The 14,395-nt window shown below is 61.3% G+C and carries 16 protein-coding genes; 9 read left to right on the forward strand and 7 right to left on the reverse strand.

The genetic code is table 11. From position 1 onward, the window contains the following. Positions 1 to 111: 111 nt before the first annotated feature. The 5 genes from BLX89_RS17450 (at position 112) to BLX89_RS17470 (ending at position 4,006) form a co-directional block, all read left to right on the forward strand. The gene (locus BLX89_RS17450) at positions 112 to 834 is read left to right on the forward strand and encodes a fumarylacetoacetate hydrolase family protein (RefSeq protein ID WP_075292228.1); all 723 of its coding nucleotides are present in this window, start codon (positions 112 to 114) and stop codon (positions 832 to 834) included. 138 nt (positions 835 to 972) lie between these two features. Continuing rightward, a complete protein-coding gene (gene panC / locus BLX89_RS17455) occupies positions 973 to 1,848 on the forward strand; it encodes a pantoate--beta-alanine ligase (RefSeq protein WP_075292229.1) in 876 nt (291 codons plus the stop codon). Continuing rightward, positions 1,849 to 2,670, forward strand: coding sequence for a 3-methyl-2-oxobutanoate hydroxymethyltransferase (gene panB, locus BLX89_RS17460; protein ID WP_075292230.1), 822 nt, complete (start codon positions 1,849 to 1,851; stop codon positions 2,668 to 2,670). A 300-nt stretch (positions 2,671 to 2,970) separates the two neighbouring features. Continuing rightward, a complete protein-coding gene (locus BLX89_RS17465) occupies positions 2,971 to 3,687 on the forward strand; it encodes an AzlC family ABC transporter permease (protein ID WP_075292231.1) in 717 nt (238 codons plus the stop codon). Between the two features lie 4 nt (positions 3,688 to 3,691). Further along, entirely contained in the window at positions 3,692 to 4,006 is a 315-nt protein-coding gene (locus tag BLX89_RS17470; RefSeq protein WP_075292232.1) for an AzlD family protein, read from the forward strand. 173 nt (positions 4,007 to 4,179) lie between these two features. Here BLX89_RS17470 and BLX89_RS17475 read toward each other — a convergent pair whose 3' ends face one another. Together BLX89_RS17475 and BLX89_RS17480 are read right to left on the reverse strand one after the other, a co-directional pair. Next, positions 4,180 to 6,018: an aminopeptidase P family protein gene (locus tag BLX89_RS17475; RefSeq protein ID WP_075292233.1), complete on the reverse strand. Its 1,839-nt coding sequence runs from the start codon at positions 6,016 to 6,018 to the stop codon at positions 4,180 to 4,182. A gap of 88 nt (positions 6,019 to 6,106) precedes the next feature. Further along, on the reverse strand, positions 6,107 to 6,655 hold the full coding sequence (locus BLX89_RS17480; protein ID WP_075292234.1) for a hypothetical protein: 549 nt from the start codon (positions 6,653 to 6,655) through the stop codon (positions 6,107 to 6,109). 461 nt (positions 6,656 to 7,116) lie between these two features. On the opposite strand from BLX89_RS17480, the gene BLX89_RS17485 reads away from it, so the two are divergent. Next, the gene (locus tag BLX89_RS17485; protein WP_075292235.1) at positions 7,117 to 7,422 is read left to right on the forward strand and encodes a hypothetical protein; all 306 of its coding nucleotides are present in this window, start codon (positions 7,117 to 7,119) and stop codon (positions 7,420 to 7,422) included. Positions 7,423 to 7,429: 7 nt separating this feature from the next. Here BLX89_RS17485 and BLX89_RS17490 read toward each other — a convergent pair whose 3' ends face one another. The 4 genes from BLX89_RS17490 to BLX89_RS24815 form a co-directional block, all read right to left on the reverse strand. Then, positions 7,430 to 8,308, reverse strand: a complete 879-nt coding sequence (locus tag BLX89_RS17490; protein ID WP_075292236.1) for a 50S ribosomal protein L11 methyltransferase — start codon at positions 8,306 to 8,308, stop codon at positions 7,430 to 7,432. Between the two features lie 80 nt (positions 8,309 to 8,388). Continuing rightward, positions 8,389 to 9,519 (reverse strand): FAD-dependent oxidoreductase, encoded by a 1,131-nt coding sequence (locus BLX89_RS17495; protein WP_075292237.1) that lies wholly within the window; start codon positions 9,517 to 9,519, stop codon positions 8,389 to 8,391. A gap of 21 nt (positions 9,520 to 9,540) precedes the next feature. Beyond that, complete coding sequence (locus tag BLX89_RS17500; RefSeq protein WP_075292238.1) at positions 9,541 to 10,140, reverse strand: SCO family protein; 600 nt, start codon at positions 10,138 to 10,140, stop codon at positions 9,541 to 9,543. 145 nt (positions 10,141 to 10,285) lie between these two features. Beyond that, complete coding sequence (locus tag BLX89_RS24815) at positions 10,286 to 10,450, reverse strand: hypothetical protein (RefSeq protein WP_198935161.1); 165 nt, start codon at positions 10,448 to 10,450, stop codon at positions 10,286 to 10,288. A 232-nt stretch (positions 10,451 to 10,682) separates the two neighbouring features. Between BLX89_RS24815 and BLX89_RS17505 the strand changes: the two genes are divergently transcribed. The 3 genes from BLX89_RS17505 (at position 10,683) to pncA (ending at position 13,882) form a co-directional block, all read left to right on the forward strand. Continuing rightward, the gene (locus tag BLX89_RS17505; protein ID WP_075292294.1) at positions 10,683 to 12,668 is read left to right on the forward strand and encodes a methyl-accepting chemotaxis protein; all 1,986 of its coding nucleotides are present in this window, start codon (positions 10,683 to 10,685) and stop codon (positions 12,666 to 12,668) included. A gap of 2 nt (positions 12,669 to 12,670) precedes the next feature. Further along, a complete protein-coding gene (locus BLX89_RS17510) occupies positions 12,671 to 13,135 on the forward strand; it encodes a chemotaxis protein CheW (RefSeq protein WP_075292239.1) in 465 nt (154 codons plus the stop codon). A gap of 120 nt (positions 13,136 to 13,255) precedes the next feature. Next, positions 13,256 to 13,882 carry a bifunctional nicotinamidase/pyrazinamidase gene (gene pncA / locus BLX89_RS17515; RefSeq protein WP_075292295.1) on the forward strand — a complete coding sequence of 209 codons (627 nt, stop codon included), beginning with the start codon at positions 13,256 to 13,258 and terminating at the stop codon, positions 13,880 to 13,882. Positions 13,883 to 13,885: 3 nt separating this feature from the next. Here the strand turns inward: pncA and BLX89_RS17520 are convergent, their stop codons facing one another. Next, positions 13,886 to 14,377, reverse strand: a complete 492-nt coding sequence (locus tag BLX89_RS17520) for a CreA family protein (RefSeq protein ID WP_075292240.1) — start codon at positions 14,375 to 14,377, stop codon at positions 13,886 to 13,888. Between the last annotated feature and the right edge of the window lie 18 nt (positions 14,378 to 14,395).

A 14,395-nucleotide genomic window follows, 5' to 3' on the forward strand; every position in this document is an offset into this window, starting at 1 on the left:
CCGCCGCAAGTATCCGTAGCGGCATCGAAAATCGCTGGCGACAGAGGCCATTCATGATGTCACTATGCAGGGCAGGCATCCGCAGAGATGCCGCCAACCGAGGAAACATTCATGAAGCTTGCCACCTTGAAGGATTCCACCCGTGATGGACGGCTCGTTGTCGTCTCCAAGGACCTGACCCGTTGCTCGGAGGTGGGGCACATCGCCCGAACCTTGCAGGCCGCCCTCGATGACTGGGCCCATGTCGGCCCGCGGTTGGAGCGGGTCGCCCAGGGGCTGGAGACCGGTTCTCAGCCGACGATGCGCTTCCATGAACATGATGCGGCCTCGCCCCTGCCGCGCGCCTTCGGGCCCGCTCTCGGCGGTTATTTCGCCGCACCGCGCGATGATCTTTCCGCCGCCTCGGGCAAGATCACTGTCGATGCCCATGGCGTGGTGATCGTCGATGATGTCGCAGCCGGCTCCGATGCGGCAAAGGCCAGCGAGGCGGTGGTTCTGGTAATGTTGGCGGCGACGGTCTCAGTGGATGGCGAGCAGGTCGAAACGGCCTTTTCCCCCGTCGCCGTGACGCCGGATGAGGTTTCCGGCCTTGCGCTCACGCTCAGCGTCAACGTCAAGCCGGTACGAGGCGGGGACGAGGGGCGGCACGGCTTTGGCGATGTTGTGGCGGCGCAGGTGAAGCATCGCGCGCTCGGTGCCGGCAGCATCGTCGATCTGGGAGCGCCGGCGGTCACGACATCGCTCGCTGCCGGTGATCTGTTGCGGCTGGAGGCCAAGGACAGCGCCGGCCACACCATCTTCGGCGCCATCGAGCGAAAAATAGCCTCATCCTAGCATTCGTCTTTGTGCAATCGCGGAATTGTCTTTTTGCAGTGCACGCGCTAGGACATGCCCGCCTGTCGCCGCGCATCGTCGTGAGAGCGGCAGGTCCGGCATTGTCCTTTGCCGGAAGACGGATTGGAGGATCCGGTTATGGAAACCATCACCACCATCGCTGAATTGCGTGCGCGCCTTGCGCCTCTCCGGCTTGCCGGCAAATCCATCGGGCTCGTGCCCACCATGGGATACCTGCATGTCGGCCATATGGAACTTGTGTCGCGCGCGCGTGCATCCAGCGATATCGTTGTCGTCAGCCTGTTCGTGAACCCGCTGCAGTTTGGCGCAAACGAGGATCTGGCGAAGTATCCGCGCAATCTCGAGCGCGATCAGGCGATGCTTGTCGAAGGCGGTGTCGATTTTCTCTTCGCGCCCGGCGTCACGGATATGTATCCGCGCCCCATGGAAGCGGTTGTCGATGTGCCGACCATCGGCAACGAGCTTGAAGGCTCCGTCCGCCCCGGCCATTTCGCCGGCGTGGCGACGGTCGTCACCAAGCTGTTCAACATCGTCCAGCCGGACCGCGCCTTCTTTGGCGAGAAGGATTTTCAGCAGTTGCAACTGATCCGTCGCATGGTCGCCGATCTGGCGCAACCGGTCGAGGTCATCGGCGTGCCGACGGTGCGGGAGGCAGATGGTCTCGCCTGCTCGTCGCGCAATGTCTATCTGACGCCGGAGGAGCGCGCTGCGGCAGTCATCGTCCCGAAGGCGCTGGACGAGGCTTCCCGCCTCATTGCCGAGGGCGTCAACGACGTCGGTGCACTGGAACTGGCGATCACCGAATTCATCGATACAGAGCCGCTGGCGAAGCCCGAGGTGGTCGCGATCCGCGATCCGGAAACGCTGCGAATTGTGAGTGAAATTGGCGAAAAGCCGGTTCTTCTGTTGCTTTTTGTCCGCTTCGGGAGCACGAAACTGCTCGACAACAGGGTTATCGACCCGAAACTTGCGAATTTCTCAAAGGTGGCTTGAATGAGTGTACATGCAGCGAAGCGGCGCCTGGCTCCGGCCGATATAAAGGCACTCAAGGGCGAGCGCCCCATCGTAAGTCTCACGGCCTATACCACGCCGGTCGCCAAGCTTCTCGATCCGCACGTCGATTTCATGCTCGTCGGCGATAGCCTCGGCATGGTGCTTTACGGTCTTGATTCTACCGTCGGCGTCACCGTCGAGATGATGATTGCCCATGGCCAGGCCGTCATGCGCGGCTCGTCCAATGCCTGTGTCGTCGTCGATCTGCCGTTCGGTTCCTATCAGCAGTCGAAGGAACAGGCATTCGAGACGGCGGCCCGTGTGCTCAAAGAAACCGGCTGTTCGGCGGTGAAGCTTGAGGGCGGCGGTGAGATGGCCGAAACGGTGCATTTCCTCACCCAGCGTGGCATTCCCGTGCTCGGTCATGTCGGCCTGATGCCGCAGCTCATCAACACAACGGGCGGCTACCGTTCGCTCGGCCGCAACGACAAGGAAGTCGAGAAAATCCGCAAGGATGCCGCCGCGATCGAGGAGGCGGGTGCCTTCGCCATCGTCATCGAGGGCACGGTCGAGCCCGTAGCGCGCGAGATCACCGCCCAGGTCAAGGTGCCGACCATCGGCATCGGCGCTTCGCCGGCCTGCGACGGCCAGGTGCTGGTGGTGGATGACGTGCTCGGCATCTTCACGGATTTCAAGCCGCGCTTCGTCAAGCACTTCGCCAATCTCGCGCCTTTGATGAGCGAAGCTTTCGCCACCTATGCCGCCGAGGTCAAGGCCCGCAGCTTCCCCGGGCCGGAGCATACGTTCCAGCTCAAGCGGTGATTGTTTCCTTCTCCCCGCTTGCGGGGAGAAGGTGCCCGAAGGGCGGATGAGGGGCGGAATCATCCGACCTCTCAAAGGATGAGAGTTTTGCCTCTCTCCCCGCGAGCGGGGAGAGAGGACGACAACGTTCGGCGCTTGTCCCTGCTCACCACCCCGCCGCCGTCCCGCAGCATCAGCGAAACGGATCGCTTCATCAAACTTATTCAATTGTCGCTTGAAGAAGATCGCCCTATCTCCGGCCCTTCATAACGACAGGGCAGGGCGTTGAGTCTGGTGTCCGTCTTCTCTGGAACCGTCCTCATGTCCAAAGACGAATTTCTACAGGGTGTCCGTCGCGGATTTCCGATCATGCTGGCGGCTTCGCCCTTCGGTGCGCTGTTTGGGGCGCTTGCCATCGATAACGGCTTTTCGATCTTCGATGCCGTTTTCATGAGCCTCACCGTCTATGCCGGCGCCAGCCAGATGGTCGGAATCGAGCTTTTCAATCACAGGGTCCAGCCCTGGCTGATCGTGCTGTCGATCCTCGCGGTCAATTTCCGCCACATCCTCTATTCGGCATCGATTGCCCGCTATATCGGCCACTTCACGCCGTTGCAGAAATTCGTCACCTTCTTCCTGCTGACCGATCCGCAATATGCGGAAACGGAAAAGCGCGGGGAGAGCGGTCTAGCCGTCAGCTTCGCGTGGTATCTTGGTTTCGGAACGATCATCTATGTGCCATGGCAGATCATGACCCTGATCGGCGCGATCTTTGGCCAGATGATCGGCGATCCCAAGGCGATTGGGCTCGATGTGCTGTTGCCGATCTATTTCATGGGGCTGGTTCTGGGTTTCCGCAAGCGTGACCACTGGCTGCCGGTCGTTGCGGTCAGCGCCGCCGCTTCGGTTGGTGCCATGCATTTCGTCGGCTCGCCCTGGCATGTCAGCATCGGTGCCATAGCCGGCGTCATTCTCGCCGCCTGCCTGCCGCTGAAGACGCCGGCCGAAGAGCCGGTCACGCTGGAGCATGAGGTTTAGGACGATGGAAACCGCCGATCACATGCACCTTATCTACATCATCCTCGCGGCGGCCGTTGCCACCTTCATCACCCGCATTGGCGGCTATGTGATGATAACCCAGATGAAGCGCATCCCGCCGCGCATGGAGGCGGCACTCAATGCCGTCCCGGCAGCCGTTCTGACCACACTGGTCGCGCCCGCTTTCGTCTATGGCGGCTGGGATGCCACAGCCTCCATGGCCGTCGCCTTCCTCGTCGGCCTGCGCTTCAGCTCGCTCTGGATGCTGCTGGCCGGCTGGCTGGTGGTGATGGCAATCCGGCATTTCGGCGGGTTTTGAGCGAGTGAACGGACTTAACATCTGCCGCATCACCCCCCTCTGTCAGCTTTGCTGACATCTCCCCCTCAAGGGGGGAGATCGGGAGCGAGAGGCGAACCCCAGTTGATCTCCCCCCTTGAGGGGAAGATGCCCGACAGGGCAGAGGGGGGTAAAGCGCCGCATATGAAGGCTGACTATTTCCGCGCAATCTCCGCCGTCGCAGCCTTCAGCCACTCGCGTGTCTTTTCATCATCCAGCAGCGGCAGTAGCTTTTCGCAGGTTTCGGCGTGATAGGCGTTCAGCCAATCCAGTTCCTCCGCCGTCAATAGCTCCGCTACCACAAGCCGCCGGTCGATCGGGCAAAACGTCAGCGTCTCGAAGCCGAGCATCGGCAGGTCGCCGCCCTCGATCATCTCGGCCGGCAGCACATGCACGAGGTTTTCGATGCGGATGCCGAAGGCGCCGGGGCGGTAGTAGCCGGGCTCGTTGGAGAGGATCATGCCGGGCAGCAGTTCCTGCATCGCCGCCCGCGAAATGCGCTGCGGCCCCTCATGCACGGAAAGATAGGAGCCGACACCGTGGCCGGTGCCATGGGCGAAGTCCGCGCCTGCCTTCCACAGCGCGATGCGGGCGAGCGGATCGAGATCGACACCACGCGAGCCCTTCGGGAAGCGCGCCACCGAAATCGCAATCATGCCTTTGAGGACCAGCGTGAAGAAGCGCCGCTGCTCCTGCGGCACGTTGCCGATTGCGACGGTGCGGGTGATATCGGTGGTGCCGTTGACATACTGGCCGCCGGAATCGATCAGGAACATGCTTCCATCGGCAATGGTGACGTCCGTATCCGTGGTGACGCGGTAGTGCATGATGGCGGCGTGGCCGCCGGCGCCGGCTATGGTGTCGAAGGAGATATCCTTCAGCGGGTTCTGCATGCGCTCGCCGACGCTGCGGCGGCAGGCCTCCAGCTTTTCCGTTGCGGCGATTTCCGTCACCGTTCCGGGCGTGGTCTGGTCGAGCCAGGCGAGGAATTCCACCATCGCCGCTCCGTCCTGCAGGTGGGCGCGCGCCGATCCGTCGAGCTCGGCCCTGTTCTTGCAGGCGCGGGGCAGGCGGGCAGGGTCGATCGCCTCGATGATGGTGCCGCCGCTTTCGCGAATACGCTCGGCCAGCGCGAACGGCGCATGGTCGGGATCAATCATGATGGCAACGCCGCCGGCGGCGAGCGCCGCAACCCGGTCTATGAAGCTTGAAGGTGGTTCGATCTTCGCGAGTTGGGTGAGATAGGCTTCCTCCTCGATCCCCGTCTTGCGCTTGTCGAGAAAGATTTCGGCTGTTCCATCGGCATGCACGATGCCGCGCGCCAGCGGATGCGGCGTGTGCGGCACGTCGCTGCCCCGGATATTGAAGGTCCAGGCGATGGAGGACGGGTCGGTCAGCACCACCGCGGCAGCACCAGCCTTGACCGTCTCTGCGGCCATCGTCGCGATCTTGTCCTTGGCAAGCTGGCCGGCATTTTCGTTGCTCTGGATTTTCACCCGGCCAAGGGGCGCATCTGGCCGGTTCGTCCAGAGGCGGTCGAGCGGATTGTGGTCGAGGAGGACGAGCTTGCCGCCGATCTTCTCCAGCGCCTTCTCCAGTTTGCGTACCTCGGCGCCCGTATGCAGCCAGGGATCGATGCCGAGGCGGAAGCCCTTGGTCCCATGCTTTTCCAGCCAGAGATGCGGCGGCTCGCCGACGAGGTCGCCCCCGGTAAAGACGCTGCCATCCACCTGTTCGGCAAGCTGGGTCACGTAACGGCCATCCACAAAGACAATGACCTGACTCGGCGTCAGCAAGGCGATCCCGGCGGAACCGGTGAAGCCCGTCAACCATGCCAGACGTTCCGCCGAGGCAGGCACATATTCGCCCTGAAACTCGTCAGCGCGCGGCACGAGAAAACCATCGACGCCAAGAGCAGCAAGAGCGGCACGGAGTGCGTCCGTGCGTTCCCGGCCGAATTGCGGGGTGGAGGTGACTTCGAAAGACTGGAACATCGGTTTGCCTGCGATCATGAGCGGGGGGCGATCCCGGCGCGGTCGCGAAAGGATCGTTGACGGCGCACTCTAGCGGACATTGCCCCCATCAAGAAAGTCGCGGCTTATGGCTGTCCTTGATAAATTTCCGGATGATGGCAGCCGTCAGGCGCTGGTTGTCGCGGTTCCATTCGTCGGTGGTATGAAACACCGGCTCGCGCTCATCCCAGCCACTGCAACTGAAATCGGACTGCCGGGCAAAGAAACCGACGAAATCCGTCTCGGTCTTCCATGTCGCCAGAGGCGATCCGGAGTAACTGCCGCCATCCTCCACCTCGCACAGCACGATGCCCTCCGGCCGGCGGAGCAGTCCGTGCCCGCAATAATCCCGATGAAACTGGTGTATTAGTCCCGAATCTTCGTCGCATTGCTGCAAGGCTTTCCAGAGCCCTTCAGCCAACTCCCTGCCAAAGGGCGCATGGCTCAGGCGGTCGCGGCATTCGATCCGTCGCCGCTGCATTTCCTCGCCGGAGGCATGGATAAGCGGGTAGGGCGGCCATGTCGGGTTTTTCGCGGGCCGCTTGCGCAGGCTGCGAAGGGTGACCGCAAGCGCGAAGACGATCACGGCAAGGCAGATCAGCGGTATGACGGTCGCCATGGATTATTCGGCTCAGATCGTTGTCGGCTAGGAAGCATTTATCATACTTATGCGCTCAGCGCATGGCACCTATTCCGACACGGCACTATTCCGCCGGAAAAAATAGTCTATAAACCCGCTCAACGAACTAAGGCAAACACTTCGGTTCCGGCAAATTGCCTGACGGCAACGTGCTGCATGGTTCAAACATAGTCGGTTATCCTTCTCCTCCTCCCTCCGGATGGCCGATTTTGAACCATGAAGAGTCCGCTTGAGCGCTCCTCCTCCTCCTCAAGCTCGCGGACATGGTCGGTTCGCCGACCAACGGGCGATGCTTCGGCATCGCCTTTGTTTTGAAAAGCCGCTTGCCATGATGGCGAGCGGCTTTTTAAGTTTCCGGGTTGCGCTGGCATGCGACAACCGAATTGTGGTTTTCCATATTCCAAGCTAGCTTGTTGAGAGGCAAGGAGATTGGCGCCGCAATGACCACCGAAACGGTTAATCTCGATTTTTTGGTAAAGCAGGCAAAGCTCAACATGGAAGAAATGCGTCTTCTTCGCAAAGACGTTACCGACATGATGATGTTGCTGAATGCCAATTATGAGCTGACAAGGCGGGTCGAGCGCCGGCACGCCGAGCTTCGGGACGATATCGAACTCATGGTGAAAATGGAGCTCGGTGGCTCACTTGCCAACATCCAGACGTCAATAGAGCATTCGCTCTCCCGCATAGACGCGGCCGTCGGCGAGATTTCTCAGCGGGTGGCAATGCTCGAAAGCAAGCCTTGATTGGCTCTCAAGCCCGGTCGAGATGGATCGTCACCCAGCCGTTGCGCCAGATGGTGCGCACATGGCGCAGGTGCTGGGCGTTGTAGGCAGACAGCACCTTCCAGCGCTGCGATGCCAGAATCCCTGAAAGAATGACAGAACCGCCCGGCGCCAAGTGGGCGGCGAGTTTCGGCGCCATCGAGATCAGCGGTCGCGCAAGGATATTGGCGATGATCAGGTCGAAGGGACCGTGGGTATCGAAGGCCGGTGAGTGAAACCCGGCGGCGGTGACGGTCTTGATGCCGGTGACGATGCCGTTGCGCCGGACGTTTTCGGCTGCCACGCGGGTCGCGATCGGGTCGATATCGGTCGCCAGCACCGGAATATGCTTCAGCTTGCGCACGGCGATTGCCAGCACGCCGCTGCCGGTGCCGAGATCGAGCGCGTTGGTCACCCGGCGCGAACGCACCACCTTGTCGATGACTTCAAGGCATCCGGCCGTCGTGCCGTGGTGACCGGTGCCGAAGGCCTGCCCGGCATCGATCTCGATGGCGAGATCGTTTTCCTTCACCTTGTCGCGGTCATGGGAGCCGTGGACAATGAAACGGCCTGCGCGCACCGGCTTCAGGCCTTCGAGCGACTTGGCGATCCAGTCGACATCCGGGATGATTTCGCGTTCAATGGCCGTACCGGGCATATGTGCCTCGATGAGATCGGCGAAACGCGGCCGCATCTCCTCTTCCTCTTCCAGAAGCAGGTAGAGCGAGGCTTCCCAGATATCCTTCTTCTCGTCGATCTCCATGGTGGCGATGGCATAGCCTTCGTCCTCGAAGGCATCGGTCATGTGTCCGAGAATGATCTCCGCCTGCTTTTCGGTCGTGGTGATGTAGAGGCGGATATCGGCCACGGCGGCGTCCTTTGCGTGGGATGGGATCGAAGTTGCGGCGGCTCTACCATGGCGGGCCGCCGAACGCAAAGAAGCGACGGCTATTTTGCGCCGGGAATCCAGGGCGGTGCGGGTGTATCCCTGCCTGAAATGGTGCGGAGCACCGCTCGCGTCGATGCCGGAAACAGCTTCATCCACGGCAGGACGAGCCGCCGTAGCGTCGTCAGGACAGGGTTGCTGAGCGTGACAAAAGCGGTGTTGCGCCGTGTCGCCTGGATCACCGTCTGGATCGCCGGCATTCGAAGGTCCGAATACTCGGCCTCGCGCCCCTCGGAGATCAGCCAGGCGAGCCAGCAGGCATCCTCGATGCCAAGGTTCATGCCGCGGGCGCCGATCGGCGAGTGCACATGCGCCGCGTCTCCGGCCAGAAACACATTGCCCCGCCCCATGGTCTCGACATGGCGAAAGCTGATGCGGAAGGAGGAGACCCAGGGCCGGTCCCTAACGTCGGTCGGATGCTCGATCAGCGTCTCGTAATCCTCCCGCGTCGAGATATAGCGAAGTGTGTCTTCGCTCACGGGAATGCGGGCAAGCACGCCCGGGTTGAGGAAGTTTCCTTCCGCGTAATTGGTCTCCACCGGGTGAATGTAGCGATAGTCCGCGAGGTAAAACGGCATATCCATGCTGTCGCCGGGAAAGGCGAAACCGCAGTTTTCCCGCACCACCGAATGGGCGCCATCGGCGCCAACGAGGATGTCCGGGGACACCGTTTCGGTAGCGCCATCTGCGCGGCGGAGGGTTACCTGCGGTTTTTCCACATCGCCGGACACCGCTTCAACCGCCGTCTGCCATTCGGGAGCGATATGAAGCCGGGAAAGCAGGCCGAGCAGGATGTTTTCCGTCTCTCCTTGAGGCAGGGCATAGAGGGGGGAATATCGCCAGCGCAGCCTTGCCGTATCGACGGTCAGAAGCTGTTTTCCGCGGGAAGCGATCCGGAACCGGTTGATCCGCCGCGCCTTGTGCAGAATCATCGGCGTGGCGCCGCATTCTTCAAGCAACGTCAGCGTGCGGGCGTTGACGCCGAGCGCACGGCTCTCGTTGGCAGGGGTCGGCCCCTTGGCCTTGGCGACGATGCGCGGCCGCAGGCCGCGTCTTGCAAGCTCCAGCGCGAGCGTAAGCCCGACGGGACCCGCGCCGGCGATCAGAATGGACCGTTCAGAGCCTTTCTCCATCGGTCCCCCACCGAAGTTTCGTTATCCCTTCAGCAGGTTCTCCAGCTTCTTGACGGCAACGTCAGGATTTTCACCGTAGGCGATGGTGCCGCTAAAACGGCCATTGGCGTCGAGCAGGAAAACGGATGCTGTATGATCCATCGTATAGTCACCATCCGGCTGGCTTTCGTCCAGCGGAATTTTCTTGGCATAGACGCGGAAGCCCTTGACCATTTCCATCACATCGTTCGCCGGGCCGGAAATGCCGGTGATGCGCTTGGAAACGTTTGAAACATACTGGCCAAGGATCTCCGGCGTATCGCGCTCCGGGTCCACGGAGACGAAGTAGGCCTGCAGCTTGTCACCCTGCGGGTCGACCTTCTCCAGCCAGCCGTTCAATTCGAAGAGGGTGGTGGGGCAGACTTCCGGGCAATGGGTGAAGCCGAAGAACACGGCCGTCGGCTTGCCGGTAAAAGCCTTCTCCGTGATCGGCTGGCCGCTTTGGGAAACCAGCGTGAACGGCACGCCGAACGGGCCGGAGGCCATTTCGCTTTTCGGCGAGGTCATTTCGTAGGTAAACCAGCCGAGGATGGCGGCAACGAAGGCGACAGCGGCCCAGAGTATGATGCGAAGTGTCTTCATGAAGGTGGGTCCGGCTTTCGTTTGGATGTCCCAAGGCGGGTTCGACCAGATAATCCCTAGGCCTCGGTTGCGCAATGCGTTGAAGCAAACGTGATCGGCTATGAAAGAGCGGCAAATTGCAGCACCGTCCGGTGGCCGGCTGCCTTCACATGCACCAGGAAAGGCCTGCGGCAGAAAGCGAGCGGACCATCTCCGCCCCATGGTTCACCCAGCCGATGAAACCCAGCGCAACGAGACCGATCATGGCAAGCGCCAGCGCCCCGCCGATGGCAGGTAGGAAGAGTGGGTGGCGAGCGACGTTCTGCTGCATCGCATGAGAATAGCCGATAAGCCGGGCGCTGAACAGCTTTCGGCCGCGCTCGCAATCACGAGAATTTGGTTACTATTTTAGCAAATGTTTAATTTCTTGCTGAGATCGTGGCAGGGCGCGAGGAGGCTGGTTCCACGTTCGACCTTCCAACGACATGACGTCGAGGGCTGCGCAGCCCAATGCTCAACTTATCGCCAATGTGCCATCGGGCGCCGCGCTGAATGGATATTGCATGACGACGTCACCCAAATTCGACAAGAAACTTTCTGTCAACAGCCGTCTGGCCACCCTTGGCGCCACAGCGCTGCTCGGCTTCGGCTCGATGATCGCCGTCGGCTGGTACGAGAGCAAGATCGTTGATGACGCCCTTGGCCGGGCGGCCGTTGCACAAGCCTCGATCGCTAAGGCCAGCGAACTGCGCCTCACCAGCGTCCAGCTGGTTCTGGTCGCCATGGATACGATCGTCGATCGCGAGGAAGGGGCTGTCGCGCCCGACCGGCTGAAGCAGATTGCCGATTCGATCGCGGCCCTGGAAGCGGGCCGAAACGATATGTTTGCGGTTGCGGAAACCGCGGGCAAACCGGAATTGATGAAGACCTTCGATGCCGATCTTGCCGAACTTAAGAAAGGTATCTCGGTCGATCTGAAAAATCTGGTCGAGACCCGTGCACCGACCGAGCAGTTCGACGCTATCGACGACTTGATCGATGGCGCCGGCGAACGCTTCACCACGACGCTCGGCGATCTCACCGGCGTTGCAGGCGAATTGCTGTCGGCCCGCGTAAAAGAGGCTATGGACAGTTCGTCAACCTCCATTGCCATTCAGATGGCACTCGGTTTCGCCGCCATGCTGTCGCTGCTCGGCATGTTCGTGTTCCACGGCAATGTGCTCCGACGCGGAATCTTTGCCGTGCGCGACAACATGCGCTCCATCCTCAGCGGCGATTATCAGACGACCGTCTCCGGCGTCACCCGCAGCGACGAGATCGGCGAAATGGCGCGCAGCGTCGAGGCGTTCCGACTTGCCGCCGTCGAGAAGCAGGCGCTCGAAGCAGCCGCCGCGGAAAATCGCGACCAGACGGAAGCCGAACGCAAGGAACGCGAGGCGATCCGCAATGCCGAGGCGCGCGATATCGACTATGCAGTCACCCATATCGGTGAGGGTTTGCGCCGCCTGTCGGAAGGCGATCTTTCCTCGACTATCCGCGACCCGTTCCGTCCGGATCTCGAATCGCTTCGCGTCAGCTTCAACCAGACCGTCGAAAAACTTCAGCAGGCACTCGTAAACGTCCGGGAAAACTCGATTTCCATCGATGCCAGCGGCCGCCAGATGCGCGGTGCCGCCGACGACCTTGCCCGCCGCACCGAACAGCAGGCCGCGTCGCTTGAAGAAACCTCCGCCGCTCTCGACCAGATCACGGTGACCGTGCGTACCGCGACCCATCGTGCCGAAGAGGCAAGCCAGATGGTCGAGACGACCCGCGCCAATGCGGAGGAATCCAGCCGCATCGTTGGCGAGGCCATGGATGCCATGAGCCGCATCGAGAATGCCTCGACCGAAATCGGCAAGATCATCAACGTCATCGACGAGATCGCCTTTCAGACCAATCTTCTGGCGTTGAATGCCGGTGTCGAGGCCGCGCGGGCAGGGGAAGCCGGCAAGGGCTTTGCCGTCGTCGCCCAGGAAGTGCGCGAACTCGCCCAGCGCGCGGCCGGTGCCGCAAAGGATATCAAGGCGCTTGTTACCCGCTCCAGCATGGAAGTGGGCACCGGCGTCCAGCTGGTTCAGGCAACCGGAGAGGCACTTGGTCGCATCGCGTCCGAAGTGGTGCGCATCAACGAACACATGGCCTCGATCGTTTCGGCGGCCCGCGAACAGTCGACCGGCCTGCAGGAAATCAACACGGCGGTCGGTCAGCTCGATCAGATGACCCAGCAGAACGCTGCCATGGTCGAGGAAACAAACGCCGCCAGCCACACGCTCGCCCAGGATGCCGAAAATCTCAGCGGCCTGATCGGCCAGTTCAACCTCGGGCAAGCTACGGCCGCCACCGTGACGTCCCGGGCTCCCGTTCGAGCCGCTCCGGCAAGTGCCGCGGCGCGACCCGTTCCGTCCCCCGCCAAGGCCCTGATGGGCAAGCTTGCGGGTGCCTTCAAACCAACCGCATCCCCTGTGCCGAAGGCATCGGGCTCCGCAGAAAATTGGGAAGAATTCTGATCATGTCCAACGCTATCAAACAAACCGGCGCTTATCTTGAAATCGTCTCGTTCCATCTGGGCGATCAGGAATTCTGCATCGACATCATGGCGATCCGCGAAATTCGCGGCTGGGCGCCGGTGACGCCGATGCCACACACTCCGCCCTACGTCCTCGGGCTGATCAACCTGCGCGGCGCCGTGATCCCCGTCATCGACATGGCCTGCCGTCTCGGCATGAAGATGACCGAGCCTTCCGAGCGCTCCGCCATCATCGTCACCGATATCGCCGGCAAGCTGGTTGGCCTGCTGGTCGAGCAGGTTTCGGACATGATGACGATCAAGAGCGAAGATTTGCAGCCGGCGCCGGAAATCATTCCGGAAGCCCAGCGCGCCTTCTGCCGCGGTATCGTCGCCCTGGAAAAGACCATGGTCTGCTTCCTCAACCTCGACACGGTCATTGCCGACGAACTGGCGCAGGCCGCTTAAGTCGCTATTCATCACCTCTGCCTTTCAAACGCCGCCCCTCGTGGGCGGCGTTTCGCCATGTTTGACCGTGGCAATTTCCTGCCTATGTTACGGGTGATTTTGTCTACGAGGATGATGCCCGTGAAATGCCTGCTTCTCATCGATATCCAGAACGGTTTCTGCACCGGCGGCAATCTTGCGGTGCCGGAGGGGGAGGCGGTCGTCCCCGTCGCCAATCGCCTGATATCTGAAGGCGGCTATGACCTGATCGTCGCCTCGCAGGATTGGCATCCTGCCGATCACGGCAGCTTCGCCTCTCAACATCCCGGCAAGGCGCCCTTCGAACTCGGCACGCTGGGCGGAAAGCCGCAGATGATGTGGCCGGATCATTGCGTGCAGGGCAGCGAAGATGCAGAGTTCCATCCCGATCTCGCCGTATCCGCCTTCAACCATGTCCAGCGCAAGGGCATGAATGTCGAGGTCGATAGCTACTCCGCCTTTCGCGATAACGACCGTGCGGCCCTCACGGGACTATCGGATTTTCTGAAGAAGCAGAATATCGATCGGCTCGATATCGCCGGGCTCGCCACCGATTACTGCGTGAAGTTCTCTGCTCTGGATGCCAAGGAAATGCTGCCCGGCGTGACCGTTCGCTTCATCGAGGATGCCAGCCGGGGCATCACCCCGGACGGGGTGAAACAGGCGGTAGACGAAATGACAAAAGCCGGTATTCAGGTCGTCACCAGCGACGAGGTCCTGGCAGCCTGACGGTCACTTCGGTGGGCCGTTTTTCCAGGTTACCGGCTCGTTGAATAGCGGCACGGTGGAGATCGACATCTTGGCCGAGCCATCCGTGAGTTCGCGGGAATGGGCGAGATAGATCAGCGTGTTGTTCGTCTTGTCGTAGATGCGGGTCACTACAAGCTTCTTCCAGACCAATGACAGCCCTTCGCGAAACACTTCCTCACCATCCGACGACAACTCAATGTCACCGATGGTGATGGGACCTGTCTGTTGGCAGGCGATCGCGTTGTTGGACGGATCTTCAAACCAGTTGCCGTTTTTCAGCCTGTCGACCACGCTGCGGTCGAAATAGGTGACATGGCAGGTGACGCCCTGTACCTCCGGGTCCATCACAGCGTCTATTCTTATGTCGTTGCCGAGCCAGTCCACTCCCACCTGGCCGACATTCTCGGCGGCAGCGGGCAAGGCAAAGGTGGTGGCCAGAAGGCCGGCGGCAAGAAGGCGGGTAGCAGAGGTCATGGACAGGCTCCGGGGTTG

This window comes from Pararhizobium arenae (assembly GCF_001931685.1).
GTDB lineage: Bacteria > Pseudomonadota > Alphaproteobacteria > Rhizobiales > Rhizobiaceae > Pararhizobium > Pararhizobium arenae.